Source organism: Streptomyces sp. NPDC002809, assembly GCF_040295435.1.
Classification (GTDB): domain Bacteria; phylum Actinomycetota; class Actinomycetes; order Streptomycetales; family Streptomycetaceae; genus Streptomyces.
Map to the genome: position 1 here is coordinate 179,773 of NZ_JBEOVJ010000005.1, position 26,839 is coordinate 206,611.

Genomic DNA, 26,839 nt, shown 5'->3' on the forward strand with positions numbered 1-26,839 from the left:
CGCCCCAGGGCCTCAACGGCTGTGCGTACGACGCTTCGTACGGAACCGGTAACAGCTCCCGTGCGCGACGGAAGCACGCCCGGATTTGGGTAAGGTGCCCTGTCGACAGCAGCGTTCTTCGGGGGAGTGACGAGTTCATGAGCGGTCAGCAGCCACACCGGGCCAGCGCCTCCCAGGTCTTCCAGCCACTGGCCGGCGACGACCCGGCCACCATCGCCGGATACCGCCTCGCCGCCAAGCTCGGTGCGGGCGGCATGGGCAAGGTGTACCTGTCGTACACGCCCGGCGGCCGGCCCGTCGCCATCAAGGTGATCCGGCCCGAGTTCGGTGAAGACCCGGAATTCCGGCGGCGGTTCGCACAGGAGGTGCAGTCCGCGCAGCGTGTGCAGGGGCTGTTCACCGCGCCCGTGATCGACGCCGACACCAACGGTGCGCAGCCGTGGCTCGCCACCGCTTACGTGCCGGGGCCCTCTCTCGCGGACGCGGTCGTCGCGCACGGCGCGCTGCCGGTCGAGGCCGTGCTGCTGCTGATCGCCGGCATGGCGGAGGCGCTGCACGTCATTCACGGGGCGGGCATCGTGCACCGCGACCTCAAGCCGTCGAACGTGCTGCTCGCCGCGGACGGGCCGCGCGTCATCGACTTCGGTATCGCGTACGCGGCCGACGCGACCTCGCTCACCGGCAGCGGAGTCACCATCGGCACACCGTCGTTCATGGCGCCGGAGCAGGCCGCGGGGCGCCGGGTCACTCCGGCCACGGACATCTTCGCGCTCGGTCAGGTCGCGGCGTTCGCGGCCACGGGGTCGCCGGCCTTCGGCGAGGGCACCTCGCACGGGGTGCTCTACCGGATCGTCCACGAGGAGCCGGACCTCACCGGTGTGCCGGAACGGCTGATGGAGCTCGTCAGCCGCTGCCTGGCCAAGGACGCCGAGGCCAGGCCCTCGGTCGCCGAGGTCATCGCGCTCTGCCAGACCGCGAACGCGGAGACGGTGCTGCGGCGCCCCGAGGACTGGCTGCCGAGCCCGGTGGCCGCCGACATCACCGTCCGGGCGGCCGCGCCCGCCCCGGTCCAGACTCCGCCGCCTCCGGCCGCCGCCCCGGCAGTCGCCTACTCGCCCACGGCCCAGGCGGCCCCGAGCACCCCGCCTCCGGGGTTCGGACCGCCGGTCACACCGCCGCCCGGCCAGGCCCCGCACACCCCGGCCCCGCAGACCCCGGCCCCGCACACCCCGGCCCCGCACACCCCGGCTCCGCAGAACCCGTACCCGCAGGCCGCGTATCCGGTCCAGGGGCAGGCCACGGAGCCGTATCCCCCGTCGCACGCGCACACCCCGGCCCCGTTCCCGAACGCGTACCCGGCGCAGTCCCCTACGCAACCCGGACAGCTGCCGCCCCAGGGTCCTGCCGCGACCCAGCCCCCGAAGCGCCGTGGCGGCCGGGTCGCCGCCATCGCCATCGCGGTCGCGCTCGTCGTCGGCATCGCGGGCGGCGGGACGGCGTACGTCATGCTCAAGGACGAGGGCAAGTCGTCGCAGAGCAGCGACTCCCCCAAGGGCGGCAGCACTCCGCAGCAGGCCGATTCGTCTCCGAGCGCCGATACCGAGGGGGACGGGGAGGACACGGGCGCGGGCACCACGACGGATCCGGCGCCTTCCACCAGGCCGGACCCCGAGCCCAAGGTGTTCACGGGCATCAACCTGACCTCCGGATACAACCTGACGCTCGAGGACGACGAGCTCAAGCCGAAGGACGGTCAGGACAGCGAGTCCGAGCTGATCTACTACAGCACCGGCGGACACCTCGACGCGGGAACCGACGGGACCCTGGTACGGCTCGATCCGGGCCAGGAAGGGTCGCTCGCCGTCTGCCGCGCGGAGACCCGGTTCACCGACAGCATCTACGTGAACCAGCTCGGCAAGGACCGTCAGGTCTGCATCACCACGGCATCCGGGCACATGGCCCTGCTGACCTACCAGGGCCACTCTCCCGACGACTCACCCAGCACGTACATCATGGTGGACGTGACCGTCTGGCCCAACGCGAAGGGCTGAGCCGGCGCCTGCGGGACGGTGGCGGATCCCGGGCAGCCCGGCCCGCCGCCGTTCATGACGACCTCACCGGCCGCGCCGCTCACGGTCCACCCCCGTCCCCCGGCCCGCAAGCGCCGGGGACGGGCCGGGCCATCTGGTGAACCGGGGTGGTGACCGCGCGTCAGCGGTAGTCCTCCGGGTGGCCCTGCATCCAGACGTTGATGCGGTCGCGCGTGCCGATCAGCTGCTTGCGGTGCTTCTCCAGGTTGGCCGTGGAGGTGTCACCGGCCAGCGTGGTGCGCAGTGCGGCGATCCAGCCCATCGGCTCCTTGAAGTGGTTCGGCCCGCCGTTGTCGGCATTCATCGACCTGTCCAGGCGGGCCAGTTCGTCGTTGACCCGGCCAAGGAAGTAGGCGCAGTTGGCGCCTCCGGGGGCGCAGCCGTCCTGGTACGTGGCCTGGAGGCCGGCGAAGGCGTCGCGTACGTCCACGGGCCCTCTCGCGGCCGCGTCGGCCGCCGCCTGCTGCTCGGCGTTCGCCTTCTCCGCCTCCTCGGCCTTCGCGGCGGCCTCGTCCCGCTCGATCTCCTTGTTCGCCGCCGCGGCGTTCACCGACGGTGCCACGTACGGGACATCGCCGCCGGGGCCCTGTGACGTACTCGCCTCGGTGCAGCCGGCCAGGGCACCCACCAGCGCGGCTGTCGTGGCCAGTGCGGCGGTGGACATGCGGATGCGGATGCGAACAGACATGTGAGGCCCCCCTCGTCGGTTGGCCCAGACCATACCGCTCCGCTCCACTCGGCACCGCACCGGTGATCAGCCCGTGATCAGCTTCTGGAGTGCGGGCGCGTAGAGGTCGGCGATGCGTTCCGGGGTGGCGTGCGCACCCGCGCCCTCGCGGTGGAGGCCGAGCGTCGCGCCGAGGCCGAGGAGGTGGCCGGCCAGGAGTTCGGCCCGCAGGGCGCGGTCGCGTCCGGGGAGCCGGGCGGTCAGGGCGTCGGTGACCTGTTCGTGGAAGCGGTCGCGCAGCAGGGAGCGTTCGTCCTGGTTGCCGAGGGAGAAAACGACGCGCAGGAGAGGGTCGGACTTGAGTGCGCGGCGGTGGGTCACCAGCGTGACGACCATGTGGCGTCCCAGCACGTCCAGCGGGGCGTCGAAGAGCTCCGCCGCCGCCGGGCCGAAGTCGGCCACGGTGTTGAAGAGTTCCTCCTTGCGGCCGAAGTGCTTGACCACGAGGGACGGGCTCACCCCGGCATCCGCAGCGATCTGACGGATCGTCACCTCGGCGTACGGGCGCTGGGTGAACGCCCGTCGCGCGGCACGCAGGATCGCGTCCCGGCCACTGCCCGCGTCCGCGGGAACGGGGGCCGTCGCGATGGCCTGGCCGCCGGTCATGCGCCCTCCCGGAATTCTGCCGTCCGCACACCCTCCTTACGGGTGCCCGGCGCCTTGCGGCTCTCCTCGACCGTACCCGTCCGGGCCGGCTTCCTGCCCGGCAGGAACAACGTGACGGTCAGGGCCGCGAGTGCCGCGCCCGCCGCGATGACGAAGACCAGCTGGTACGCGTGGAGCGTGGGGGCGGTCCTGCCGCCCGCCCGGAAGGTGATGCCGGCCAGGACGGCGGCGACGGTCGCGCTGCAGAAGGCCTGCCCGATGGACCGCATGAGGGTGTTCAGACCGTTGGCCGCACCGGTCTCGCCGACCGGGACCCCGCGCATCACGAGGGCGGGCAGGGCCGAGTAGGCGATGGCCGTACCCGAGGCGACGACGGTGGCGCCGGCGATGATCAGCCAGAGGCTGTGGCTGGTGAAGTACCGCACCCCGTAGCCGACGGCGATGATCCCGGCGGCGAGCGCGAGGCTGACCTTCGGGCCGTGCGCGGCGGATATCCGGGCCGAGACGGGCGACAGGGCCACCATCGCCACCCCGCCCGGCAGCAGGCACAGGCCGCTGACGACGAGCGAGGCGCCGAGCCCGTAACCCGTGGCCTTCGGCTCCTGCACCATCTGGGCGGTGACCAGGGAGTTCGCGTAGAACGCGAAGCCGATCAGCAGCGCGGCGATGTTGGTGAGCAGGACGGCCGGACGCGCCGAGACCCGCAGGTCGACCATGGGCGTCGGCACGCGGAGCTCGTACACGCCCCAGAGCAGCGCCACCACCACGGCCGTCACGAGCAGGCCGACCGTCCGGGTCGAGCCCCAGCCCCAGTCGGCGCCCTGGGTGACGGCGAGCAGCAGGCAGACGAGGGCGGCGGTCAGGCCCAGCGCGCCGAGCGCGTCGAAGCGGCCGCGGCTGCGCAGGGGGGATTCCGGTACGCAGCGCAGCACCAGCGCGATGTCGATGAGACCGATCACGCCGGAGACCCAGAACATGGTGTGCCAGTCGAAGTTCTCCACGACGAGGGCGGCGACGGGCAGGCCGACGGCCGCGCCGATCCCGAGCGTCGAGCTCATCAGCGCGACGGCGGACAGGACCCGCTCCGGCGGCAGTTCGTCGCGCAGGATGCTGATGCCCAGCGGCACCACGGCGATCGCGGCGCCCTGCAGGGCGCGGCCGGTGATCAGTACCCCGATGTGCGAACTGACCGCGCACAGCACCGAGCCCACGACCAGCACCCCGAGCGAGGCCACCAGCACCCGGCGCTTGCCGTACATGTCACCGACCCGGCCGAGAACCGGGGTGAAGACCGCGCCGGTGAGGAGGGTGACGGTGACCAGCCAGCTCGCGGCGGCGGGGGTGGCGCCGGTCAGCTCGGGGATGTGCGGGAGCAGCGGAACGACGATCGTCTGCATGACCGCGACGACGACTCCGCAGAAGGCGAGCACGCCGACGGCGAAGCGGGGGTGCGGGGGCCGGACGTCGGGGGTCGCGGGGGCGGCTGGAACCGGGATGTCCGCGGACATGTGTCTCCGTACGGTGCTCGGCGGCAAGGGAGCGAAGGGGGTGCACGTCTGTTCACCCCCAGGGTAAACGCTTGTGCACCCCCTCGGCGACGGGACGGCCGAAGGCGGCGTTAGCCTCGGAGCCGAGAAGCAGTACCGGACGACGGACGACGAACAGGCGGAGGTGGCTGCGATGGCGAAGGTTCCGGCAGCGGCAGTGGCAGCGGGCGGACTGGTCGGCGGCTACGCCGTGGCGCGGTGGACCCGGAAGCGTCCGCTGGGCGGGGTCGCGCTCGCGGCGGCCGGCGGCGTCGCGGCGTACGAGTGGAACCGGCAGGCCGGGCCGCGCGCCGCCGTCGGTCTCACCACCGCCTACGTCGCCGCCTTCGCGGGTTCGCACCCGCTCGCCAAGAAGATCGGCGCCTGGCCCGCCGTCTTCACCGTGGCGGGCACGGTGGCCGCCGCGTCGTGGGCGGTCACCCGGCGCGCGGCCTGAGGAGAAGTTCCTCCCGCCGGATTGAACGCCGACGGGGCGGGGTCCGTACTGAGAGGTACTCCCCCGCGTAACCCGGGTGCGTGTCCGAACCGATCGACAGGACGGACACGCACCCGGCCTGCACCACCGGCAGACGCTCTTCAGTCACCGGTGACGCCGTTCGGTCACCGGATGCGGTCGGCGGCGGACGCCGTCCGTCACCGGCTTCAGTCACCTGGCTTCAGTCACTGGCCTACGCCGTTCAGTCACCGGCTTCAGCCGCCTGAAGACGCCCCTCGGTCACCGGCAGACGCCGTTTTCAGGAGATGTCCGCGTCAGGGGCAGTCCTCGGAAGACCCGCAGAAGGCCGCAGAGAAGTCCGCAGAAGGTCCCCGCGGAGCGCCCGCCCCGAAGCTGGGTGCGTCCGGCGGCCGGAGGCGGCGCCGCCAGCGGGCGCACCGGTCGCCGGGTGTCCGGTGCGCCGAACCGTCCGAACCGCGTGCGTCACGCCCCCAGCGCCCGCGACACCGAATAGATCACCAGCCCCGCCAGCGCACCCACCACCGTGCCGTTGATCCGGATGAACTGCAGGTCACGGCCGATGTGGGCCTCGATCTTCTTCGACGTCTGCTCCGCGTCCCAGCCGGCCACCGTGTCGCTGATCAGTGACGTGATCTCCGCCCGGTACGTCGTCACGACATACACCGCCGCGTCCTCCACCCAGCCCTCCAGCTTCGCCTGGAGCCGCCCGTCCGTCGCCAGCCTGGCGCCCAGCGCCATCAGCGAGGCGCGGGCCCGCAGCCGCAGCTCGCTCCGCTCGTCCTCCGCAGCCGCGATCACCATCGTGCGTACGGACGACCAGGCCGAGGCGATGACGTCCTGGACCTCGCCGCGCCCCAGGATCTCCGACTTCAGCCGCTCCACCCGGGCCCTGGTCTCCGAATCCGTCTGGAGATCCGCCGCGAAGTCCGTCAGAAACGTGTCGATCGAGCCGCGCGCCGGATGCCCCGGCATGTCACGCATCTCGGTGACGAACCGCAGCAGCTCCTTGTAGACCCGCTCGCCCACGCGCTTGTCGACGAACCGCGGGGTCCAGCCCGGCGCCCCGCCCTGCACCGCGTCCATCACCGAGTCGTTGTGCTCCACCAGCCAGTCGTGCGCCCGCACACAGATCAGGTCCACCACCTTGCGGTGGCCGCCGTCCGCGACGACCTTCTCCAGCATCTTCCCGAGGCCGGGGCCGACCTCCGCCGCGTTCGCCCGCCGGGTGATCGCCTCACCGACCACCGCCTGCACGTCCGAGTCGCGCAGCACGGTCAGCGCACCCCGCAGCGCGGTCGACAGCTCCGCCGTGACCCGGTCCGCGTGCTCCGGCTCCGCGAGCCAGGCACCCAGCCGGCCACCGATGGCCAGCGAGTGGATCCGGTCACGGACGACCCCGCCCGACAGAAAGTTCTCGCCGACGAAGGAACCGAGCGAGGCCCCGAGCTGGTCCTTCTTCGTGGGAATGATGGCGGTGTGCGGAATCGGCAGTCCGAGCGGACGCTTGAAGAGGGCCGTGACGGCGAACCAGTCGGCCAGCGCACCCACCATTCCCGCCTCGGCGGCCGCTGCGACGAAGCCCGGCCAGCCGCCCACCCCCTCGTTCTTCGCCCAGGTGGCGAGGACGTACACCAGCGCGACCAGCAGAAGGAGGCCGGTGGCCGTGGTCTTCATACGGCGTACGCCGCGACGCTTCTCCTCATCCGCCGCGGTGTACGCGAACGACGCGAGGGACGCCGACGGGCGGGGGGCCGCCCCCTGCCCCGGCCCCTGCCCCGGCCCCGGCCCGGGGTCACCCGCGCCCGTACCGGTGTCCGCCCCGCCGGCCGCCGCTTCCTCGGCCGTGCCTTCGATCCGTTCCATCCGCTCCACCCGTCCGCGTAACCGTCGCCCCCGGCGCCCCGTACGCATTGTCCCTACCTGACCTACTCCCGGGCCGCACGTCGAGTTCCCCGCGCCCTGCCGCATCATGGTTGCGGCCCACCACCACACGAGGAGACACACCGTCCATGCCCAGGCGCCACGAGTACGCACTGCTCATAGCACTCATGGTGGGCACCGCTGCGCTCGCCGCCGTCGTCGCGTTCGCCGGCTCCCTGCTGTTCTCCGGGCCGCCCCGGGTGAAGACGGCCGCCGCCCCCGGCCCGCAGGGTGTGGCCCGGACCCCCGCCGCACCCGCCCACTCCACCGGCCTCTGGCTCGCCACCTGGGCCGCGGCCCCCGTTCGCGGGGAGATCGAACCGGACCAGGGCACACACCCGGCCCTGCGCACCATCCGTAACGTCGTGCACACCAGCGTCGGCGGCGACGGGGCCCGCATCACCCTCTCCAACCTCTTCGGTACGCATCCGCTGCTCATCGACCGCGTCACCGTGAACTCCGTCCCGGTCACGTTCCGCAGCGCACCCTCCGTGACGGTCGCCGCCGGCGGGCAGATCGTCAGCGACCCCGTCGTCGTCCCGGTCGCAGCCGACACCGATCTCGTCGTCACCCTGCGCACCCCCACCGCCCGGGGCCCGGTCACCGTCCACCCCAACAGCCACCAGACGTCCTTCACCGACGATCCGCAGGGCACCCGGAGCACCACCGACTGGCGCTACCTCACCGCCGTCGACGTACGGGGCAGGACCGCCGCCGGGACCCTCGTGGCGTTCGGCGACTCGCTCACCGCGGGCAGCGGCTCCACCACCGACGCGAACAGCCGCTGGCCCGACGTCCTCGCCGACCGGCTGCACGGCCGGTACGCGGTGGTCAACCAGGGCATCGCCGGCAACCGCATCCTGCGCAACGGCACCGGGCCACGCGCCCTCGACCGCTTCGAGCGGGACGTCCTGAGCGTCACCGGGGCGAAGACCGTCGTCATCGCCCTCGGCATCAACGACATCCAGGCCTTCCCCCAGGAGACGGACCCCGCACGGATCACGGACGCCCTGCGCGCCCTGACCCAGCGCGCGCACACCCGCGGCCTGAGGGTCATCGGCACGACCCTGATGCCGTACGAGGGCTACCGCAACTGGACCCCCGCCCAGAACGCCGTGCACGCCCGGGTCAACGAGACGATCCGGGCCGGCGGGGTCTTCGACCAGGTGCTCGACTTCGAGAACGCGGTGCGCGACCCGGCGCGACCGGACCGGCTGCTGCCCGCCTACGACTCCGGCGACCACGTCCACCTGAACGACGCCGGCTACCAGCGCCTGGGCTCCCTGGCCGACGTGGCCGACCTGCTGCGCGTACAGCCGCCTTCGGGCGCGCTGTAGGGGACGGCGGAGCCGCCGCCTTCGCGGGCGCGCTGCAGGAGACGGCAGGGGCGCAGCGGCGGCCGGGAAGGGCTGCGGCAGGACTGCGGGAGCCCCGGACGGGGCTGCGGCAGGGCCGGCAGGTGAGCCCCGCGGGGGCCCAGGAACGGCCCCGGGCCTGTCGGCGGTTTCCAGGGGCCGGGCCCTACGGGCCGTCGTCGCCCTTCACCAACCGCGGGCGCTCCGCGTCCCTCAGGCGCTGCTTCTCGGCGTCCCTCAGGCGCTGCTTCTCCGCCTTGCTCCGCTTGCGCTCCACCCCCACCCCGCCCATCAGCGCGAAGCCGGTGATCCGCACCCGGGGAGCGTCCGGCGCGGCGTCCCCGGCGTCATGCGAGTGCTCCCCGAAACCGCCCATGACGCCGATGCCACGGACGTCCACGTTCAGGTCCGGGGGAACCGTCACACTGATGCCACCCATGATCGTGAAGCAGCGGATGACCACCTCACGAGCCTCGAAATTCGCCTCGCGCAGATCGATGTTGCCGCCGCCCCACATCGCGAACGCGGTGAACACCCGGCCGATGGTCCAGTTCCCCTGCCGCCGGAACCCGCCCCAGAGCGCGAAGCCGCCGCCGGACGTCGCCGGCTTGCCGATCCGGTCCGACCAGCGGGCCATCGAACCCGTCCGGGGCTGCCCCCCGGCCACCGGCGCCACGGCTCCGCCGGGGGCGGGGAGATCACGGACGAGCGGTTCCAGCTCACCATGCGTACGTGCCTTGTAGGCGGCGTCGAGCCGGTGCTCGAACTCCTCCATCTGCAACCGGCCCTCGGCCACCGCCTCGCGCAGAATCTCGGCAATCCGTTCACGTTCGCTGTCGGAGGCACGCATATCCGGAAGTTCGCTTGTCATGCCCGCAGCCTATTGAACGCGCACGCTCCCGTCATCGGCCGACAGGCCGCTCGCCGCCCCGTACGCTCCCGTCACCGGGCTACAGGCCGCCCGCCGACGCGTACATCTTCGCGATCACGGCCTCGATGTCCGGCTCCCGCACCGACAGGTCCATCAACGGGTAGTCCGCGGCGATCCGAGCCACCAGCGGAGCCGCCGAAGCCGACGCCGGGAACGCCAGCCACTGCCGCACCCCCTCCACCTTCACCGTGCGCACCGAAGGCTCCGACTCCAGCCGGATCGGCGGGAATTCACGCTCCAGGTCCACCACGAGCATCCGCTCGCTCTCGCCCACCTCGTGCAGCCCGGCAAGCGCACCGTCGTACATCAGACGCCCGTGGTCGATCACCATGACCCGCTTGCACAGCTGCTCGATGTCGGTCAGGTCGTGCGTGGTGAGCAGGACCGTCGTGCCACGCTCCGCGTTCAAGTCCCGCAGGAATCCACGGACCTTGGCCTTCGACACCACATCGAGGCCGATCGTCGGCTCGTCCAGGTACAGCACCTCCGGATCGTGCAGCAGCGCCGCCGCGATGTCGCCGCGCATCCGCTGCCCCAGCGAAAGCTGCCGCACCGGCACGTCCAACAGCTCGGCCAGATCCAGGAGTTCGATGCAGCGGTCCATGTTGGCGCGGAAGCGGGCGTCGGGAATCCGGTACATCCGGTGGACCAGCCGGTACGAGTCACGCAGCGGCAGGTCCCACCACAGCGTGGTGCGCTGCCCGAAGACCACACCGATCCGCTGCGCCAGCCTCGTACGCTCCCGGGAGGGATCGATGCCCGCCACCCGCAACGTGCCGGCGCTCGGGGTGAGGATTCCCGTCAGCATCTTGATCGTCGTCGACTTCCCCGCCCCGTTCGGGCCGATGTAGCCGACCATCTCACCGCGCGCCACGCGGAAGCTGATCCCGTCGACGGCCCGCACCTCACGCCGTTCGCTGCGCAGGAAGCCCGTCCTGCGGCGGACGTCGAAGACCTTCTCGACGCCGTCGAGCTCGATGAAGTCCGTGCCCGTGTCCGCGCCGGTACCCGTGCCCGTACCCGTGTCTGTTTCCGTGTCCATGCCCGTTGCCCCTTCTCCCTCGAACCCCGTCAACTTCCCGTGCTCCGGTACGCCCGCAGCCCCGCCCGCCACGCCAGGCCCGCGACCGCCCCGCACACGCCCGCCACCAGCGGCGGCAGGAACGCCACCCAGTCCGGCAGCCCCAGCGGATACTCCCGGCCCAGCACATACAACGACGGCAGCCAGTTCACGAAGGCCAGCGGCACCACGAACGTCACCCCGCGCACCAGGTCCGTCGCGAAGACCGTCGGCGGGTACTGGAGCAGCGTCGCTCCTCCGTACGTGAAGGAGTTCTGCACCTGCGAGGCATCCTGCGCCACGAACTGGAACGCCGCCCCCGCCACGAAGACCGCCCCGAAGATCGCCGCCCCGCTCAGCAGCATCAACGGCACCAGCAGCACCTTCACCACCGTCCAGTCGATGTCCAGCGTCACCAGCGCATAGCCGAGCACCAGCAACCCCTGAGTCACCCGGCCCAGCCTGCGCAGCGCGAACCGGTCCGCCGCCACCTGCGCGAGCACCGGAACCGGCCGCACCAGCAACGTGTCCAGCGTCCCGTCCCGCACCCGGCGGCCCAACCGGTCCATCGAACCCATCAGCAGATCCGCCAGACCGAACGACGTACCCGCCGCCCCGTACAGCAGGGCGATCTCCGACAGCGTGTAACCGCCCAGCGCGTCGACGTGCGAGAACATCAGCAGGATCGTGACGAAGTCGAACGCCGTCGCCAGGAAGTTCCCGAACGTCGTCATCACGAACGACGCCCGGTACGCCATCGTCGAACGCAGCCACATCGCGACGATCAGCCCGTACGCCCGGACCCCCTCGACCACCCGCGACCGCGGGACGAACGCCGCCCCGGCCGCCTCCTCCACGGCCGCGTCCCCCGCGTGCACCAGCTCAGCCACCCTGGACCACCACCCTCCGTGTCGCCACCGACTGGAGCAACCGCCCCGCCAGCAGCAGCACCAGCGCCCAGCCCGCCTGGAACGCGTACACCCGCACCAGCCCCCAGCCCGTGTGCCTGCCGAGGAACACGTCGGCCGGCACCTGCAGCAGCGCCGACCACGGAAGCGCCCGCGCCACCTCGCCCAACAGCCCCGGGAACAGATTCAGCGGCAGCAGCAGGCCCGAGAAGAACATCCCCGCCAGGAACGCCATCTGCGCCGCCCCCGCCCCGTCCATCAGCCAGAACGCCGACAGCGCCACCAGGTAGCGGATCGCGAAACTCACCACGACACCCAGCGCCACCGCGACCAGGAACGCCACCCAGGTCCCCGGCGACGCGGGCATCACCAGATCGAAGGCCAGCGAGCCGAAAACCATCGGCACGATGCCGCGCCCCAGCAGCTGAAACGCCGCCCGGCCCAAGTCACCGGCCAGCCACCACAGTTGCAGATCGACGGGCCGGTAGAGATCCACCGCGACATCACCCGTACGGATCCGCTCGATCAGCTCGTCCTCGAAGCCGCCGCCCATCATCACGCACGTCATCAGCAGCGCCTGCCCCAGCCACACGTACGTGAGCGCCTGCGACATGTCGTAACCGCCGAGCTGCGGACGCTCGTCCCACAGCGCCACATACGTGTACGCGAGGATGAACCCGAAGACGGTGTTGGTGAACACCCCCGCGACCGTCTCGATCCGGTACGTGGCATAGCGCCGGAACCCGCCCGCCGCCACCACCGCATAGAGCCGCACAGCAATCACCCCCCGAGATCGGCTGCCCCGCCGCGCGCGGGCACCAAAGCGCAGGAGCCTAGTCCAGCCGGGGCAACCGCCGCGACCGCTTTACGAAGGTCGATCCGATGGTTATTCGGCACAAAAGTGCACTATGGGGGAACTGACCGCGGCCGAGGAGTCTGCACCGACATGAGCGACGAGCCACAGCAGCAGAACGGGGACCCGGGCGACCGAGGCTGGAATCCCAGAGACCTGTCTGCCGACGCTGCCGCCCGCGCGGAACAAGGCACCACGGCCGGCACCGGCGACACCGGTACCAAGAAGCAGAAGAAGCCCAAGCGCCCCAAACGCACCGGCTGGCGCCGCGCCATCCCCACCTGGCGCATGGTCCTCGGCGGCCTCCTCCTCATCGCACTGGTCCTGATCGGCGGCTTCATCGCCGGCTACCAACTCGTCGACATCCCGCCCGCCAACGCCAGCGCCACCGCCCAGTCGAACGTCTACCTCTACAAGGACGGCAGCGTCATCGCACGCGACGGCGAGGTGAACCGGGAGAACATCAAACTCGCCCAGGTCCCCCTCACCGTCCAGCACGCCGTCCTCGCCGCGGAGGACCGCGACTTCTACTCCGAACGCGCCGTCGACATCAAGGCAATGGTCCGCGCCGGCTGGAACACCCTCACCGGCAAGGGCAAGCAGGGCGGCTCGACCATCACCCAGCAGTACGTCAAGAACTACTACCTGGGCCAGGAGCAGACCGTCGTCCGCAAGATCAAGGAATTCTTCATCGCGATCAAGCTCAACCGCGAAGAGTCCAAGAACCAGATCTTCGAGGGCTACCTCAACACCAGCTACTTCGGCCGCAACGCCTACGGCATCCAGGCCGCCGCCCAGGCCTACTACAGCAAGGACATCGGCGACATCACCACCGCCGAAGGCGCCTACCTCGCCTCCCTGCTCAACGCCCCCAGCGCCTACGACGTCGTCACCCACCCCGAGAACAAACCCGCCGCCGTCGCCCGCTGGAACTACGTACTCGACGGCATGGTCAAGGAGGAATGGCTCGAAGCCGGCGAACGCGCCGCCCTCACCTTCCCCGAACCCGGCCCCGTCAAGCCCGCCAACAGCCTCTCCGGACAGCGCGGCTACATCGTCCAGGCCGTCGAGGACTATCTCGTCCAGAACGACATCCTCGACGAGAAGACCCTCGCCACCCGCGGCTACCGCATCACCACCACACTGGAGAAGAAGAAGCAGGACGCCCTCGTCGAAGCAGTCGACGACAACGTCATGTCCAAGACCAGCAAGAAGAACAAGACCGACCGCAACGTCCGCGTCGGCGGCGCCTCCATCGACCCCGCCACCGGCCGCGTCCTCGCCATGTACGGCGGCATCGACTACACCAAGCAGTACGTCAACAACGCCACCCGCCGCGACTACCAGGTCGGCTCCACCTTCAAGCCGTTCGTCTTCACCTCCGCCGTCGCCAACCGCTCCACCACCCAGGACGGCCGCCGCATCACCCCCAGCACCATCTACGACGGCACCAACAAACGCATGGTCCAAGGACCCGACGGACCCACCGGATACGCCCCCGCCAACGAGGACGACGTCAGCTACGGCCCCATCACCGTCCGCACCGCCACCGACAAGTCCGTCAACGCGGTCTACGCCCAGATGGCCGAGGACGTCGGCCCGGAAAAGGTCCGCCGGACCGCCATCGACCTCGGCATCCCCGAGGACACCCCCGACCTCACCGCCTCCCCGTCGATCGCCCTCGGCCCCGCCACCGCCAGCGTCCTCGACATGACCGAGGCCTACGCCACCCTCGCCAACCACGGCAAGCACGGCGCCCACGCCCTCGTCGACAAGGTCACCAAGGACGGCGAGAGCATCAAACTCCCCGACCGCGCCACCGAACAAGCCGTCACCCGCGAAGCCGCCGACACCACCACCTCGATCCTCCAGAGCGTCGTCGACGGCGGAACCGGCACCGCGGCCCAGGGGTCCGGCCGCCCCTCCGCCGGCAAGACCGGCACCGCCGAGGAGGACAAGGCCGCCTGGTTCGCCGGCTACACCCCCGACCTCGCCACCGTCATCGCCGTCATGGGCCAGGACCCCGACACCGGCGCCCAGAAGCCGCTCTACGGAGCACTCGGCCTGCCCCGCATCAACGGCGGCGGCGCCCCCGCCCAGACCTGGGCGCAGTACACCAGGACCGCCCTGCGCGGCACCCCCGTCGAGAACTTCCACCTCGACCTGGAGAGCGGCACCGACGAGACCGAGCTGCCCACCCAGGCGAGCACCACACCCGGCGACACCGGACAGCCCTCCCGGACCCCCTCCAGCACACCCCCGACCACCCCGTCCACCACACCGCCCACCACCCCCTCCACCCCACAGACCACCCCCGGCACCACCGACAGCCCGGTCGGCGGCACCGGCACCGGTACCGGCGGAACAGCGTCCGGCGGGACCGGCACCGGCGGAGGCTTCACCGGCGGAGGGAACAACGGAGGCGGAAACAACGACGGAGGCGACAACGGAAGCGGCGGAGGCTTCCTCGAAGGCGCCCGCGGCACCCGGGCCCCCACCGCCACCGGCCGTCAGTGACCCGAAGTCGCCTTCAGCCCCACCACGGCCACCAACAGCAGACACACGAAGAAGATCCGCGCCGCCGTCACCGGCTCATGCAGCACCACCATGCCCAGCACCGCCGCACCCGCCGCACCGATACCGACCCACACCCCGTAAGCCGTACCGATCGGCAGAGTCCGCGCCGCATGCGACAGCAACAGCATGCTCGCGACAATCCCCAGCCCGGTGAACACACTCGGCCACAACCGGGTGAACCCCTCGGTGTACTTCATCCCGATCGACCAGGCCACTTCCAGCAGACCCGCGACCACCAACAGAACCCACGCCACGACAGCACCTCCGACGACACAGAACACACGAACAACACGGGTGCGTCGTCTTTACGGAAACCCGGTACGGCGCGTCTCGTCGGGGTCCCACCACCGTAGCAAAGAACAGGCAAAAGGCCTGGTGACAACAGTCACCAGGCCCAGCGCACCACAAGCCGGAACCCCACGTGCCAGGGCCCCACGTGCCAGGACCGCACATACGGGAACGGCACTCCCCCAAGGCCCCGCACACCCGGCCCACCCGTACCGGAGCCACCGGAGCGAGGGAGCCACCGGAACGAGGGAGCCACCGGAACGAGGGAGCCACCGGAGCTACAAATACAGCCCCGTCGAATCCACCGAACCCTCGAACCGGTCCGCGGCCACCGCATGCAGATCCCGCTCCCGCATCAGCACATACGCCACGCCCCGCACCTCGACCTCGGCACGGTCCTCCGGGTCGTACAGCACCCGGTCACCCGGCTCCACCGTCCGCACGTTCTGCCCCACCGCGACCACCACGGCCCAGCCCAGCCGACGGCCGACCGCGGCCGTCGCCGGAATCAGGATGCCGCCGCCGGAACGCCGCTCACCCTCGGGCGAATCGGACCGGACCAGCACACGGTCGTGCAGCATCCGAATGGGCAACTTGTCGTCGGTGTTCTCGCTCACGCCCCGCAACCTACCTGGCCGCGAGGCGGGCGCGCGCCCTCGGGGGTCAACGCTTCCCGCGCCGCCGGGACACGACAACCAGACCCACCACACCGACCGCGAGCAACGCCGCCGGAATCACCCGCTCCAGACGCGGCGCACCGTCCTCGGACACGAACTGCGCCTTCACATCCGACACCGTCCGATTCACCGCGACGAACGCACGCCCGGCCGTCCGGTCCACCACCTCGGCCGCCTTGGCCTTCGCGTCACCAACGATCGTCTTCGGGTGCACCCGCACCCCGATCTCATCGAGCACCACCGCGAGCTGCTCGCGCCTGCTGATGATGTCCGCCTCGATCTGCGCAGGGCTCCTGGCATCCGACACTGCGCCGCCTCCGTGGTCCTCGTCCGGTAAACCTTCATCGACAGTCTGTCAGCTCGACCGCTCCCGCACCCGGCGGCACCCCTATTACCCTCGGTCCCGTACACCCCACGTACCAACGAGGAGAACCATGAGCGAGCGACTCAAGCCCGGCGACACCGCCCCCGCCTTCACCCTCCCCGACGCCGACGGGAACGACGTCTCGCTCGCGGACCACAAGGGCCGCAAGGTCATCGTCTACTTCTACCCGCGCGCCCTCACCCCCGGCTGCACCAAGCAGGCCTGCGACTTCACCGACAACCTCGACCTCCTGACCGCCGCCGGCTACGACGTCATCGGCATCTCCCCCGACAAGCCGGAGAAACTGGCGAAGTTCCGCGACGAGGAGAACCTCAAGGTCACCCTGGTCGGCGACCCCGCCAAGGAGACCCTGGAGGCCTACGGCGCCTACGGCGAGAAGCAGAACTACGGCAAAACGGTGATGGGCGTCATCCGCTCCACGATCGTCGTCGACGAGAACGGCAAGGTCGAGCACGCCTTCTACAACGTGCGCGCCACCGGACACGTCGCCAAGATCATCAAGGACCTCGGCATCTGACCCACGGCCGAACCGACAGGAATCCACCCGGGGACTGGGCCGAACGACCGAAATCATGTGATGGACATCCCAATCCCCGGGCGAATCGGTTTGCACCCGCCATGACCGCGCAGAAGCCTTTCCTGGAACACCCACCGAGGAAAGGACCCGGCCATGGCGGCCTCCGACCCCCACCAGGCGGCCGACCCCGAAGCGGTCAAACGCCACCCCGCCCTCTTCCGTGCCATCCGAAAGCGCCAGAACCCGAAGCTGCGCCGGACGGACATCACCATCACGGACGACCAGGCGGTCAAGCGCGCAGTCAAGGCCGCGTCGCTCGGCAACGCCATGGAGTGGTTCGACTTCGGCATCTACTCCTACCTGGCCGCCACCCTGGGACACGTCTTCTTCCCGTCCGGGAACGACACCACCCAGCTCCTCTCCTCCTTCGCCACCTTCGCCGTCGCCTTCCTCGTACGGCCCCTGGGCGGCATGTTCTTCGGCCCCATGGGCGACAAGATCGGCCGCAAGAAGGTCCTCGCCCTCACCATGATCCTGATGGCAGTCGGCACCTTCGCGATCGGTGTCATCCCCTCCCACGACACCATCGGCGTCGGAGCCCCCGTCCTCCTCATCCTCTTCCGGATGCTCCAGGGCTTCTCCACCGGCGGCGAGTACGGCGGCGCCTCCACCTTCATCGCCGAATACGCCCCCGACAAACGACGCGGCTACTTCGGCAGCTTCCTCGAATTCGGCACCCTCGCCGGCTACGTCGGCGCCGCCGGCCTCGTCACCGCGCTCTACGCCCTCCTCAACGACACCCAGATGGAAGCCTGGGGCTGGCGCATCCCCTTCCTCGTCGCCGGACCCCTCGGCCTCGTCGGCCTCTACCTGCGACTGCGCCTCGACGAGACCCCCGCCTTCCAGAAACTGGAGGGCGGCACCGCACACGCCACCGAGGCCGCGGACGGCGTCGAGACCACCGCCAAGGGCGACCTCGCCAAGATCTTCCGCAACTACTGGCCGACGCTGATCCTCTGCATCTGCCTGGTCGGCGCGTACAACATCACCGACTACATGCTGCTGTCGTACATGCCGACGTACCTCTCCGACGAACTCGGCTACAGCGAGACCCACGGCCTGCTGATCCTGCTCGCGGTGATGGTGTTCCTGATGCTGATCATCAGCCAGGTCGGCAAGCTCTCGGACCGCTTCGGCCGCAAGCCCCTCCTCATGACCGGCATGGTCGGCTTCCTGGTCCTCTCCCTCCCGGCCTTCCTCCTGATCCGCCAGGGCGGCATCCCGGCCATCACGATCGGCATGTTGATGCTGGGCCTCTCCCTGGTCTGCATGCTCGGCACGATGTCCGCGGCACTCCCGGCCCTGTTCCCGACGAACGTCCGCTACGGGTCCCTGTCGGTGGGCTACAACCTGTCGGCGTCGATCTTCGGCGGTACGACCCCGCTGGTGATCACGGCCCTGATCAGCTGGTCGGGCAGCAACCTGATGCCGGCGTACTACGCGATGGCGGCGGCCTTGGTGGGCGTGATCGCGGTGGCCTGCATGAAGGAGACCGCGAACAAGCCGCTGGCGGGGTCACCTCCGTCGGTGGAGACGAGCGCGGAGGCGGAGGAACTGGTCGCGGCCCAGACACCGGACCCGAAGTTCTGACCCGTCCCGTCATGTCCAGTCCTGTATGCGGAATGGCCCGCCCCGCTTCGGTTGTCACCGAAGCGGGGCGGGCCATTCCGCATCTTGTCGGATATCGGACGTGACTCTCCGATAAACAGTTCGTTACTCCGTACGAGGCCGCGAACGGGCGGCCGGATGCGGAGGGGAAAGTGCCGGTTCGGTATACGCGCGAACTGCTCGAAGAGGCAGCGCGCGAGACGACGAACACCAATGATGCTGTGCGGTGGTGCGGGGGGACGCCTACGCCGGGGAGCCGGAGCTACCTGCGTATGAGGGCGGCGAACTGGAACATTGATGTCTCCCACTTCGCGCCTGGGGGAACACGCCACAGCGAGGCGCGACTACGGAAGGCCGTCAGCGAGTCCACCAGCATCAAAGGCGTTCTCCGCCACCTGGGAATCAGCCCGGTCGGGGGAAACCACACACACATCAGCCGCCGGATCTCCGCCTTGGGCATCACCACCACACACTTCACGGCACCTGCCCGTCAGCCGAGAAGGGGCACTCAAGACCTTCTCGTCCTGAACTCGCCTGAGCATGGGCGTACATCCGGGGAAATACTCCGTCGGGAACTCATCGCCCTGGGGACAGCGGAAGAATGTGCGATGTGCGACACCGCCACCGTCTGGAACGGCAGACCTCTCCGGCTCCAGGTCGACCACGTGAACGGTGACTGGTGGGACAATCGACCGGCGAATCTTCGCCTTCTCTGTCCGAACTGCCATGCGATCACCGACACATACCGAGGTCGGAAGCGGCGGACAGTGCGATGACCAAGCCTCGGTACACCAGCGAACTGCTGACCCAGAAGGCATCCGAGGCGAACAGCCTCGTCGACTTGATGCGCCGACTCGACACTCCGCTTACCAGGAGCGCCCTCCGATATCTGCGGATCAGGCTGAGACATTACGGAGTCGACTGCTCGCATTTCGAGAATGAGCAACTTCCCACGCGGGCGCCACGCACTTACACACGGGAGATACTCAGCGAGGCAGCAGCCAATTCCCACAGCATCCGAGAAATGCTGGACTACATGGAGGTCGCGCCCTACGACAGCCTGTACTCCCATATCGCCCGAAGGCTCGACGCCTTCCGAATCGACGTCACTCATTTCAGCAGGCCGGTCAACCGAAGATGCGACCAGTTCTTCCCCAGGGAGGAACTGTCCAGGGCTGTCGCGGAATCACAAAGCATGGCCGGAGTAATGCGGGCTATGAGTCTGCACCCGTTCGGCGGGGCAGGAAGAGCGAAGGCCAGGCGCAGCATCGCAGCGTACGGGCTTTCCACCGACCACTTTGTCGGCCAGGGGCACAACTCCGGCCGCCCATCGCTCACCCGCAAGACAACTGCGGCGATTCTCCGGCGGCTCCCACCGGGATCGTCGCGCACGAAGACGGTTCTGCTGCGGCGGGCGCTGGATGAGACCGGAGTACCGCCGCGTTGCGACGAGTGCGGTCTGGGCAACGTGTGGCAGGGCCAGCATCTTGTCCTGGAGATCGACCACATCAATGGCGACAGATTGGACAACCGTCTCCAGAACCTTCGTTACCTCTGCCCTTCATGTCACAGCCAAACAGCTACGTTCTCCAATCGCACCCGTCCAGTTACCCTGAGGCGGTAAGCTTGCAGGCGGCATGCGCCCGCACGCCAACTGGTTTGAGCGGCGGTCTTTAGGTGGCCGTGTATGTCGGTTCGAATCCGACCGGGCGCACCCGACAGTATGGTGCCCGGCCCCTCCCGAGGGGCCGGGCACCGCTGCGCTCACCCCACCAACTCCCGCACCACCGGCACCAGCCCCCGGAACGCCTTCCCCCGGTGGCTGATCGCGTTCTTCTCCGCCGGGGTCAGCTCCGCGCACGTCCGGGTCTCGCCCTCCGGCTGGAGGATCGGGTCGTAGCCGAAGCCGCCCGTGCCGGACGGGGTGTGGCGCAGGGTGCCGAGCAGGCGGCCCTCGACCACGCGTTCCGTGCCGTCGGGCAGGGCGAGGGCGGCGGCGCAGGCGAAGTGGGCCGCGCGGTGCGGGGCGTCGATGTCGGAGAGCTGGGCCAGGAGCAGGTCCAGGTTGGCCCGGTCGTCGCCGTGGGTGCCGGACCAGCGGGCCGAGAAGATGCCGGGGGCGCCGCCGAGTACGTCGACGCAGAGGCCGGAGTCGTCGGCGATGGCGGGGTGGCCGGTGGCCCGGGCGAGGGCGTGGGCCTTGAGGAGGGCGTTCTCGGCGAAGGTGACGCCGGTTTCCTTGACGTCGGGGATCTCGGGGTACGCGTCCGCGCCGACGAGTTCGTGGGTGAGGCCTGCGTCGGCGAGGATCGCGTGGAGTTCGGTGATCTTCCCGGCGTTGCGGGTGGCGAGGATGAGGCGGGTCATGGGTCGATTATCGCCGTGCCCGGGTGAGGCTGTTACGGAGTGCAGACCTTGCCGATCTCCGCGGCCGCGTCGGTGACCGGGGTGATGTCGGGGGTGGCGTCGCCCTTGTCGATGGAGTCGCGGACGTTGCCGACGCCCGACTGGAGGTCGTCGACGGCCTTGCTGAGGTCGGCGTTGTCGGTCTTGTCGCCGAGGTTGCCGAGTTCCTTCTCGATCTCGTCGAGTGCTTCGGAAGCCTGGGTGGGGTCGCTGGAGGCGTTGGCGACGGCCTGCTGGAGGTTGTCGACGCTGGTGGCGATGGCGTCGGCGGTGCGGACGCAGTCGAGTGTCTTGTCGAGGGCGCTGCAGCCGGCTGCGGCGGTGACGGTGAGCAGCGCTGCGGTGATGGCCAGTGCGGTGCGGTGGTGTCGGTGGCGTGTGGCCATGGTGGGTCCCTCCCCGGGTGCGGACACGTGGACGGGCGCACGGTTCGACCCGTGCGCCCGTATTCGTATCGACGCTGTGCGTGGGGACTTGGTTGCTTTTTTACCTGGCTGCGTTCCTGCTCGGCTATTCGCCGAGGGTGCGGGCGAGGGCGTCGTTCTGGAAGGTGGTGAGGTCGACGCAGCCGGCGGTGGCGAGGTCGAGGAGGGCGTTGAGTTCCTTGCGGTCGAAGGGCTCGGCCTCGGCGGTGCCCTGGACTTCGACGAAGCGGCCGTCGCCGGTGCAGACGACGTTCATGTCGGTCTCGGCGCGGACGTCTTCCTCGTAGCAGAGGTCGAGGAGGGGGGTGCCGTCGACGATGCCGACGCTGATGGCGGAGACGGTGCCGGTCAGCGGCTTGCGGCCGTGCTTGATGATCTTCTTGCCCTGGGCCCAGGTGATGGCGTCGGCGAGGGCGACGTAGGCGCCGGTGATGGCGGCGGTGCGGGTGCCGCCGTCGGCCTGGAGGACGTCGCAGTCCAGGACGATGGTGTTTTCGCCGAGGGCCTTGTAGTCGATGACGGCGCGCAGGGAGCGGCCGATGAGGCGGCTGATCTCGTGGGTGCGGCCGCCGATCTTGCCGCGTACGGATTCGCGGTCGCCGCGGGTGTTGGTGGAGCGGGGCAGCATGGAGTACTCGGCGGTGACCCAGCCTTCGCCGCTGCCCTTGCGCCAGCGGGGGACGCCTTCGGTGACGGAGGCGGTGCAGAAGACTTTGGTGTCGCCGAAGGAGATCAGTACGGATCCTTCGGCGTGCTTGCTCCATCCGCGTTCGATGGTGACGGGGCGGAGCTGGTCGGGGGTGCGGCCGTCGATACGAGACATGGCGTCGACTTTATCGGGTGCGGGGTGTGGGCCGTTCCGGTGCCGGGTGTGGGCCGTTCCGGTGCGGGGTGTCGTGTACGCCGTAGGCCCCGCCCTGGTGGGGCGGGGCCTGCGGGGCTCGGGGTGGGGCCCGAGAGGTTCAGCGGTGCGGGTTCAGCGGTGGGTCACATCATGTCTTCGATGTCGGCGGCGATGGGGTCCGCGTCGGTGCCGATGACGACCTGGATCGCGGTGCCCATCTTGACGACGCCGTGGGCGCCGGCGGCCTTGAGCGCGGCTTCGTCGACCTTGCTCGGGTCGATGACCTCGGTGCGGAGGCGGGTGATGCAGCCTTCGACCTCTTCGATGTTCTCGATTCCGCCGAGCCCGGCGACGATCTTCTCAGCCTTGCTGGCCATGGCCTTCTCCCTGGTTCTTCACGTACATGTGACGGCCCACCATGGGTCCGTTTCGTCACGGTAACGCACGGTTGGCCCAACTTCGCGAGCGAGCAGTCGGGCCATCACCAATGATGACGATCACCGGCGCCCTGTCTTCCGGCTGGGCTCCGCACCGTACCGCAACTGGTCTACACCAGTTTGCAACACCCGCCAAACGTGGCCTGTTCCGGGAGGACGCCGATGAGCTCAAGCAGCGCAGCGATCCCACAGAAGAAGTGGTGGAACGGCCTCTTCCAAGGCCTGCAGAAGATGGGGCGCAGTCTTCAGCTCCCGATCGCCGTCCTGCCGGCGGCAGGAATTCTCAACCGGCTCGGCCAGCCGGACGTGTTCGGTGACGAGGGTCTGGGCTGGAACAACATCGCCAAGGTGTTCGCGGCGGCCGGTGGTGCGCTGCTGGACTCGGGGCTGGGTCTTCCGCTGCTGTTCTGCGTGGGTGTCGCGATCGGCATGGCGAAGAAGTCGGACGGGTCGACGGCGCTGGCCGCCGTGACGGGGTTCCTCGTCTTCTACGCGGTGCTGCACGCGTTTCCGGTGGATTGCCCCAGCGGTTCGACGTTCACCTCGGGCGGTACGTGGTTCGGTACGTGTGTCACGGGTGACGCGCAGGTGACGGCGGCCGAGTACCAGAACCCGGGGGTGTTCGGCGGCATCGTGATGGGCCTGCTGTCGGCCTGGTTCTGGCAGCGGTACCACCGGGTGAAGCTGGTGGACTGGCTGGGCTTCTTCAACGGGCGTCGGCTGGTTCCGATCATCATGGCGTTCGTCGGTCTGCTCTTCGCGGCGCTGTGTGCGTGGCTGTGGCAGCCGATCGGTGACGGTCTGACGAGCTTCTCGAAGTGGCTGGTGGACCTGGACTGGGCGGGTTCGGGCATCTTCGGTGTGGCGAACCGTGCGTTGCTGGTGATCGGTCTGCACCAGTTCCTGAACACGTTCGTCTGGTTCCAGTTCGGTGACTACACCAAGCCGGACGGGACGATGGTGCACGGTGACATCAACCGGTTCCTGGCGGGTGACCCGACGGCGGGTCAGTTCACGACGGGCTTCTTCCCGATCATGATGTTCGCGTTGCCTGCGGCGGCGCTGGCGATCTATCACTGCGCGAAGCCGCATCGCCGCAAGGCGGTCGGCGGCATGATGGTCTCGGTCGGTCTGACGTCGTTCGTGACGGGGATCACCGAGCCGATCGAGTACTCGTTCCTCTTCGTCGCGCCTCTTCTGTACGCGATCCACGCGGTGCTGACCGGTGTGTCGATGGCGGTGACGTGGGCGTTCGGGGTGAAGGACGGCTTCAGTTTCTCGGCGGGTCTGATCGACTACGTCATCAACTGGAGTCTGGCGACGAAACCCTGGCTGATCATCCCGATCGGGCTGGCGTTCGCCGTTCTGTATTACGTGATCTTCCGGTTCGCTATCACCAGGTTCAACCTCCAGACGCCGGGCCGTGAGCCCGACGAGGTGGAGGAGGAGATCGAGAAGGACCTCACCAAGTAGCTGCTCCGACCAGGGCTTATGCCCTGGTCGGCCATGGCCCTCGGACCTCCGGTCCGGGGGCTTCGGCATGTCACTGTGCGTGTGTGACGGCTGCTGCGAAGTAGTCGGAATTTGCAGGTTCCTTATCTAACCCTCACCGTGCTACAACTGGTCTACACCACTCAGTGGTCCAGACCACGTGCCGTTTCTGCGGCGCGTTTCTCGAGTCGTCGCCCACCCAAACACCCTGTCCCTGGCGGCGCCTTGCCCAATGGAGGAAGTTGATGTCCACGGCTGGCACCGCTCCCGCGGTCACCAAATCGAAGGGCGCCGGCGTGATGGCGGTCATGCAGCGCATCGGCCGCAGCCTCATGCTGCCGGTCGCGGTGCTGCCCGCAGCCGCGCTGCTGGTCCGGCTCGGCAACGCCGACATGCTCGGCCGCGAGTCGTTCCCGACCTTCGTCACGAAGCTGGCGGGCTACATGGCCGCAGGCGGTGGCGCCCTCCTCGACAACATGGCGCTGCTGTTCGCCGTGGGCATCGCGATCGGCTTCGCCAAGAAGTCGGACGGTTCGACCGCGCTCGCCGCGGTGACCGGCTACCTCGTCTTCCAGAAGGTGCTCGCCACCTTCACCGACAGCAACCTGCCGCAGGTCGCGAGCGTCGTGGACGGCAAGATCGTCATGAACGACGCCCCGGTCAACGCCGGTGTGCTCGGCGGCGTCGTGATGGGCATAGTCGTGGCCCTGCTGTACCAGAAGTTCTACCGGACGAAGCTGCCCGACTGGGCGGGCTTCTTCAGCGGCCGCCGCCTGGTCCCGATCCTCTCCGCCTTCGCCGGCCTGCTCATCGGTATCGTCTTCGGTCTGATCTGGCCGGTCCTCGGCGCGGGTCTGCACAACTTCGGCGAGTGGCTGGTCGGCTCCGGCGCGGTCGGCGCGGGCATCTTCGGTGTCGCCAACCGTGCGCTGATCCCGGTCGGCATGCACCACCTGCTGAACTCGTTCCCGTGGTTCCAGGCCGGCGACTTCGACGGCAAGCACGGCGACATCGCCCGCTTCCTGGCGGGCGACCCGCAGGCCGGACAGTTCATGACCGGCTTCTTCCCGATCATGATGTTCGCGCTTCCCGCGGCCTGCCTCGCGATCGTGCACTGTGCCCGCCCCGAGCGCCGCAAGGTCGTCGGCGGCATGATGTTCTCGCTCGCCGCCACCTCGTTCGTCACCGGTGTGACCGAGCCGATCGAGTTCACCTTCATGTTCATCGCCCCGGTGCTGTACGCGATCCACGCGGTGCTGACCGGTGTCTCGATGGCCTTGACCTGGGCACTCGGCATGAAGGACGGCTTCGGCTTCTCCGCGGGTCTCGTCGACTTCCTGCTGAACCTGGGCATCGCGTCGAAGCCCTGGCTGCTGGTGCTGGTCGGTCTCTGCTTCGCGGCGATCTACTACGTGGTCTTCCGCTTCGCGATCACCAGGTTCAACCTGCCGACGCCGGGCCGTGAGTCCGACGAGGAGCTCGCGGAGCTCCTCAAGGCCGAGGCCAAATAACCCGTACGACGACAGCTCGAAGCCCTCACCTTCCCGGCGGAAGGTGAGGGCTTCGTCGTGCGTGGGGTGCGGGTGCGGTCTAGATCTCGTAGACCGCGCCCGGCACCGCCAGCTCCGTCGGGCCGTCGAAGACCTCCTGGGCGTCGGAGAGGTTGCGGGCTGCGTCGGTCCACGGCGGGATGTGCGTGAGGACCAGGCGGCCCACCTCCGCGCGGGCGGCGAGTTCGCCCGCCTCGCGGCCGTTGAGGTGGAGGTCCGGGATGTCCTCCTTGCCGTGGACGAACGACGCCTCGCAGAGGAAGAGGTCGACACCCTCCGCCAGCTCGTCGAGGGCCTCGCATGCGCCGGTGTCGCCGGAGTACGTGAGCGAGCTGCCGCCGTGCTCGATGCGGATGCCGAACGTGTCGACGGGGTGGCAGAGCTTCTCCGTACGGACCGAGAAGGGGCCGATCTCGAACGAGCCCGGCTTCAGGGTGTGGAAGTCGAAGACCTCGCTCATCGCGTGGTCGGACGGGGTGTCGGCGTGCGCGGTGGTGAGCCGCTGCTCCGTGCCGTCGGGGCCGTAGACCGGGATGCGGGCCGGGCGTCCGCCGCCGTGCGGGTAGTACCGGACGACGAAGTACGCGCACATGTCGATGCAGTGATCGGCATGGAGGTGGCTGAGGAAGATGGCGTCGAGGTCGTAGAGACCGACGTGGCGCTGCAGCTCGCCGAGGGCGCCGTTGCCCATGTCGAGGAGCAGCCTGAAGCCGTCGGCCTCTACGAGGTAGCTCGAGCATGCCGATCCCGCGGACGGGAACGAGCCGGAGCAGCCGACGACGGTGAGCTTCATGGAGCGTGAACCTCCGAGACGTGGGAACGGGGAGGGTTCGTGCGGTTCGTGGAGCGGTTTGTTGAGCGTAAGGCGCGAAAGAGCTGGTCGCTCCTCTGGGGAGTGTCGTTGTGGGGGAACTCACCTGTGCTGTCACCGGTTCGATGGAAGGGACGCGGATCAAGCCCTTGCGGTGATCGGGGAGCGGGGTTACGGGGTCGGAGCTCCGGGAACGGCGAACGCCGGGGGGGGGCGGCGGGGGGGGGGGGGGGGGGGCGGGGGGGGGGGGGGCGGGGGGGGGGGGGGGGGTGGGCGGAGAGAGTCGGGGGGGGGGTTGGGGGGGGGGAC

General features: G+C 69.5%; 26 protein-coding genes, 1 tRNA gene and 1 riboswitch. Of the genes, 11 read left to right on the top strand and 16 right to left on the bottom strand.

What is annotated here, in order from left to right; all coding sequences use genetic code 11:
* Positions 1-137: 137 nt before the first annotated feature.
* A complete protein-coding gene (locus ABT025_RS05535) occupies positions 138-2,051 on the top strand; it encodes a serine/threonine-protein kinase (RefSeq protein ID WP_350990148.1) in 1,914 nt (637 codons plus the stop codon).
* Positions 2,052-2,211: 160 nt separating this feature from the next.
* Here ABT025_RS05535 and ABT025_RS05540 read toward each other — a convergent pair whose 3' ends face one another.
* From ABT025_RS05540 to ABT025_RS05550, 3 genes are all read right to left on the bottom strand, one after another.
* Complete coding sequence (locus ABT025_RS05540; protein ID WP_350990150.1) at positions 2,212-2,778, bottom strand: hypothetical protein; 567 nt, start codon at positions 2,776-2,778, stop codon at positions 2,212-2,214.
* A gap of 66 nt (positions 2,779-2,844) precedes the next feature.
* Positions 2,845-3,423: a TetR/AcrR family transcriptional regulator gene (locus ABT025_RS05545; RefSeq protein ID WP_350990152.1), complete on the bottom strand. Its 579-nt coding sequence runs from the start codon at positions 3,421-3,423 to the stop codon at positions 2,845-2,847.
* Complete coding sequence (locus tag ABT025_RS05550; protein ID WP_350990154.1) at positions 3,420-4,931, bottom strand: MFS transporter; 1,512 nt, start codon at positions 4,929-4,931, stop codon at positions 3,420-3,422. Before ABT025_RS05550 ends, ABT025_RS05545 begins: the two co-directional genes overlap by 4 nt.
* Positions 4,932-5,103: 172 nt before the next feature.
* On the opposite strand from ABT025_RS05550, the gene ABT025_RS05555 reads away from it, so the two are divergent.
* A complete protein-coding gene (locus tag ABT025_RS05555; RefSeq protein WP_350990156.1) occupies positions 5,104-5,406 on the top strand; it encodes a hypothetical protein in 303 nt (100 codons plus the stop codon).
* A gap of 483 nt (positions 5,407-5,889) precedes the next feature.
* Here ABT025_RS05555 and ABT025_RS05560 read toward each other — a convergent pair whose 3' ends face one another.
* Complete coding sequence (locus ABT025_RS05560; RefSeq protein WP_502971887.1) at positions 5,890-7,290, bottom strand: DUF445 domain-containing protein; 1,401 nt, start codon at positions 7,288-7,290, stop codon at positions 5,890-5,892.
* A 146-nt stretch (positions 7,291-7,436) separates the two neighbouring features.
* Between ABT025_RS05560 and ABT025_RS05565 the strand changes: the two genes are divergently transcribed.
* On the top strand, positions 7,437-8,684 hold the full coding sequence (locus ABT025_RS05565; protein WP_350990160.1) for an SGNH/GDSL hydrolase family protein: 1,248 nt from the start codon (positions 7,437-7,439) through the stop codon (positions 8,682-8,684).
* Positions 8,685-8,868: 184 nt separating this feature from the next.
* On the opposite strand, the gene ABT025_RS05570 is transcribed toward ABT025_RS05565, so the two are convergent.
* From ABT025_RS05570 to ABT025_RS05585, 4 genes are all read right to left on the bottom strand, one after another.
* Positions 8,869-9,552: a DUF1707 SHOCT-like domain-containing protein gene (locus tag ABT025_RS05570; protein WP_350990217.1), complete on the bottom strand. Its 684-nt coding sequence runs from the start codon at positions 9,550-9,552 to the stop codon at positions 8,869-8,871.
* Positions 9,553-9,652: 100 nt separating this feature from the next.
* The gene (locus ABT025_RS05575; protein WP_350990162.1) at positions 9,653-10,675 is read right to left on the bottom strand and encodes an ABC transporter ATP-binding protein; all 1,023 of its coding nucleotides are present in this window, start codon (positions 10,673-10,675) and stop codon (positions 9,653-9,655) included.
* Between the two features lie 29 nt (positions 10,676-10,704).
* Positions 10,705-11,550 (bottom strand): ABC transporter permease, encoded by an 846-nt coding sequence (locus ABT025_RS05580; protein WP_502971889.1) that lies wholly within the window; start codon positions 11,548-11,550, stop codon positions 10,705-10,707.
* Between the two features lie 25 nt (positions 11,551-11,575).
* On the bottom strand, positions 11,576-12,376 hold the full coding sequence (locus tag ABT025_RS05585; protein WP_350990164.1) for an ABC transporter permease: 801 nt from the start codon (positions 12,374-12,376) through the stop codon (positions 11,576-11,578).
* Positions 12,377-12,547: 171 nt separating this feature from the next.
* Between ABT025_RS05585 and ABT025_RS05590 the strand changes: the two genes are divergently transcribed.
* Complete coding sequence (locus ABT025_RS05590) at positions 12,548-14,971, top strand: transglycosylase domain-containing protein (RefSeq protein WP_350990166.1); 2,424 nt, start codon at positions 12,548-12,550, stop codon at positions 14,969-14,971.
* Here ABT025_RS05590 and ABT025_RS05595 read toward each other — a convergent pair.
* From ABT025_RS05595 to ABT025_RS05605, 3 genes are all read right to left on the bottom strand, one after another.
* On the bottom strand, positions 14,965-15,285 hold the full coding sequence (locus tag ABT025_RS05595; protein WP_018555875.1) for a DMT family transporter: 321 nt from the start codon (positions 15,283-15,285) through the stop codon (positions 14,965-14,967). The two genes, ABT025_RS05590 and ABT025_RS05595, sit on opposite strands and share 7 nt — an antisense overlap.
* Positions 15,286-15,324: 39 nt before the next feature.
* A riboswitch (guanidine-III (ykkC-III) riboswitch) is annotated at positions 15,325-15,390 on the bottom strand.
* Between the two features lie 207 nt (positions 15,391-15,597).
* The gene (locus tag ABT025_RS05600) at positions 15,598-15,936 is read right to left on the bottom strand and encodes a GroES family chaperonin (RefSeq protein WP_266779271.1); all 339 of its coding nucleotides are present in this window, start codon (positions 15,934-15,936) and stop codon (positions 15,598-15,600) included.
* 46 nt (positions 15,937-15,982) lie between these two features.
* The gene (locus ABT025_RS05605) at positions 15,983-16,303 is read right to left on the bottom strand and encodes a DUF3618 domain-containing protein (RefSeq protein WP_350990168.1); all 321 of its coding nucleotides are present in this window, start codon (positions 16,301-16,303) and stop codon (positions 15,983-15,985) included.
* A 127-nt stretch (positions 16,304-16,430) separates the two neighbouring features.
* On the opposite strand from ABT025_RS05605, the gene bcp reads away from it, so the two are divergent.
* From bcp to ABT025_RS05630, 5 genes are all read left to right on the top strand, one after another.
* Positions 16,431-16,898, top strand: a complete 468-nt coding sequence (gene bcp, locus ABT025_RS05610; RefSeq protein WP_350990170.1) for a thioredoxin-dependent thiol peroxidase — start codon at positions 16,431-16,433, stop codon at positions 16,896-16,898.
* 153 nt (positions 16,899-17,051) lie between these two features.
* Positions 17,052-18,548 carry a glycine betaine/L-proline transporter ProP gene (proP, locus tag ABT025_RS05615; protein ID WP_350990172.1) on the top strand — a complete coding sequence of 499 codons (1,497 nt, stop codon included), beginning with the start codon at positions 17,052-17,054 and terminating at the stop codon, positions 18,546-18,548.
* Between the two features lie 626 nt (positions 18,549-19,174).
* Entirely contained in the window at positions 19,175-19,342 is a 168-nt protein-coding gene (locus ABT025_RS05620) for an HNH endonuclease (RefSeq protein ID WP_350990174.1), read from the top strand.
* 248 nt (positions 19,343-19,590) lie between these two features.
* A complete protein-coding gene (locus ABT025_RS05625; protein WP_350990176.1) occupies positions 19,591-20,190 on the top strand; it encodes an HNH endonuclease signature motif containing protein in 600 nt (199 codons plus the stop codon).
* Between the two features lie 15 nt (positions 20,191-20,205).
* A tRNA-Leu gene (locus ABT025_RS05630) sits at positions 20,206-20,280 on the top strand.
* A gap of 50 nt (positions 20,281-20,330) precedes the next feature.
* Here the strand turns inward: ABT025_RS05630 and rdgB are convergent.
* The 4 genes from rdgB to ABT025_RS05650 all read right to left on the bottom strand — a co-directional run bounded on the left by rdgB (position 20,331) and on the right by ABT025_RS05650 (position 22,618).
* Positions 20,331-20,933, bottom strand: coding sequence for an RdgB/HAM1 family non-canonical purine NTP pyrophosphatase (rdgB, locus tag ABT025_RS05635; protein ID WP_350990178.1), 603 nt, complete (start codon positions 20,931-20,933; stop codon positions 20,331-20,333).
* A gap of 32 nt (positions 20,934-20,965) precedes the next feature.
* Positions 20,966-21,358 (bottom strand): DUF8711 family protein, encoded by a 393-nt coding sequence (locus ABT025_RS05640; RefSeq protein ID WP_350990180.1) that lies wholly within the window; start codon positions 21,356-21,358, stop codon positions 20,966-20,968.
* A 124-nt stretch (positions 21,359-21,482) separates the two neighbouring features.
* On the bottom strand, positions 21,483-22,220 hold the full coding sequence (gene rph, locus ABT025_RS05645; RefSeq protein ID WP_350990182.1) for a ribonuclease PH: 738 nt from the start codon (positions 22,218-22,220) through the stop codon (positions 21,483-21,485).
* Positions 22,221-22,384: 164 nt separating this feature from the next.
* Positions 22,385-22,618: a PTS sugar transporter subunit IIB gene (locus ABT025_RS05650; RefSeq protein ID WP_018517946.1), complete on the bottom strand. Its 234-nt coding sequence runs from the start codon at positions 22,616-22,618 to the stop codon at positions 22,385-22,387.
* A 222-nt stretch (positions 22,619-22,840) separates the two neighbouring features.
* On the opposite strand from ABT025_RS05650, the gene ABT025_RS05655 reads away from it, so the two are divergent.
* Positions 22,841-24,151 carry a PTS transporter subunit EIIC gene (locus ABT025_RS05655; protein ID WP_350990184.1) on the top strand — a complete coding sequence of 437 codons (1,311 nt, stop codon included), beginning with the start codon at positions 22,841-22,843 and terminating at the stop codon, positions 24,149-24,151.
* Between the two features lie 263 nt (positions 24,152-24,414).
* Positions 24,415-25,680 carry a PTS transporter subunit EIIC gene (locus tag ABT025_RS05660; RefSeq protein WP_350990186.1) on the top strand — a complete coding sequence of 422 codons (1,266 nt, stop codon included), beginning with the start codon at positions 24,415-24,417 and terminating at the stop codon, positions 25,678-25,680.
* A 79-nt stretch (positions 25,681-25,759) separates the two neighbouring features.
* On the opposite strand, the gene ABT025_RS05665 is transcribed toward ABT025_RS05660, so the two are convergent.
* On the bottom strand, positions 25,760-26,512 hold the full coding sequence (locus ABT025_RS05665; protein ID WP_350990188.1) for an MBL fold metallo-hydrolase: 753 nt from the start codon (positions 26,510-26,512) through the stop codon (positions 25,760-25,762).
* Positions 26,513-26,839 lie beyond the last annotated feature (327 nt).

Bases quoted from the DNA above. Each gene is read 5' to 3' on its own strand.
- ABT025_RS05535 (WP_350990148.1), top strand. From the start codon at position 138: ATGAGCGGTCAGCAGCCACACCGGGCCAGCGCCTCCCAGGTCTTCCAG.
- ABT025_RS05540 (WP_350990150.1), bottom strand. From the start codon at position 2,778: ATGTCTGTTCGCATCCGCATCCGCATGTCCACCGCCGCACTGGCCACG.
- ABT025_RS05545 (WP_350990152.1), bottom strand. From the start codon at position 3,423: ATGACCGGCGGCCAGGCCATCGCGACGGCCCCCGTTCCCGCGGACGCG.
- ABT025_RS05550 (WP_350990154.1), bottom strand. From the start codon at position 4,931: ATGTCCGCGGACATCCCGGTTCCAGCCGCCCCCGCGACCCCCGACGTC.
- ABT025_RS05555 (WP_350990156.1), top strand. From the start codon at position 5,104: ATGGCGAAGGTTCCGGCAGCGGCAGTGGCAGCGGGCGGACTGGTCGGC.
- ABT025_RS05560 (WP_502971887.1), bottom strand. From the start codon at position 7,290: ATGGAACGGATCGAAGGCACGGCCGAGGAAGCGGCGGCCGGCGGGGCG.
- ABT025_RS05565 (WP_350990160.1), top strand. From the start codon at position 7,437: ATGCCCAGGCGCCACGAGTACGCACTGCTCATAGCACTCATGGTGGGC.
- ABT025_RS05570 (WP_350990217.1), bottom strand. From the start codon at position 9,552: ATGCGTGCCTCCGACAGCGAACGTGAACGGATTGCCGAGATTCTGCGC.
- ABT025_RS05575 (WP_350990162.1), bottom strand. From the start codon at position 10,675: ATGGACACGGAAACAGACACGGGTACGGGCACGGGTACCGGCGCGGAC.
- ABT025_RS05590 (WP_350990166.1), top strand. From the start codon at position 12,548: ATGAGCGACGAGCCACAGCAGCAGAACGGGGACCCGGGCGACCGAGGC.
- bcp (WP_350990170.1), top strand. From the start codon at position 16,431: ATGAGCGAGCGACTCAAGCCCGGCGACACCGCCCCCGCCTTCACCCTC.
- proP (WP_350990172.1), top strand. From the start codon at position 17,052: ATGGCGGCCTCCGACCCCCACCAGGCGGCCGACCCCGAAGCGGTCAAA.
- ABT025_RS05620 (WP_350990174.1), top strand. From the start codon at position 19,175: ATGTGCGACACCGCCACCGTCTGGAACGGCAGACCTCTCCGGCTCCAG.
- ABT025_RS05625 (WP_350990176.1), top strand. From the start codon at position 19,591: ATGCTGGACTACATGGAGGTCGCGCCCTACGACAGCCTGTACTCCCAT.
- rdgB (WP_350990178.1), bottom strand. From the start codon at position 20,933: ATGACCCGCCTCATCCTCGCCACCCGCAACGCCGGGAAGATCACCGAA.
- ABT025_RS05640 (WP_350990180.1), bottom strand. From the start codon at position 21,358: ATGGCCACACGCCACCGACACCACCGCACCGCACTGGCCATCACCGCA.
- rph (WP_350990182.1), bottom strand. From the start codon at position 22,220: ATGTCTCGTATCGACGGCCGCACCCCCGACCAGCTCCGCCCCGTCACC.
- ABT025_RS05650 (WP_018517946.1), bottom strand. From the start codon at position 22,618: ATGGCCAGCAAGGCTGAGAAGATCGTCGCCGGGCTCGGCGGAATCGAG.
- ABT025_RS05655 (WP_350990184.1), top strand. From the start codon at position 22,841: ATGAGCTCAAGCAGCGCAGCGATCCCACAGAAGAAGTGGTGGAACGGC.
- ABT025_RS05660 (WP_350990186.1), top strand. From the start codon at position 24,415: ATGTCCACGGCTGGCACCGCTCCCGCGGTCACCAAATCGAAGGGCGCC.
- ABT025_RS05665 (WP_350990188.1), bottom strand. From the start codon at position 26,512: ATGAAGCTCACCGTCGTCGGCTGCTCCGGCTCGTTCCCGTCCGCGGGA.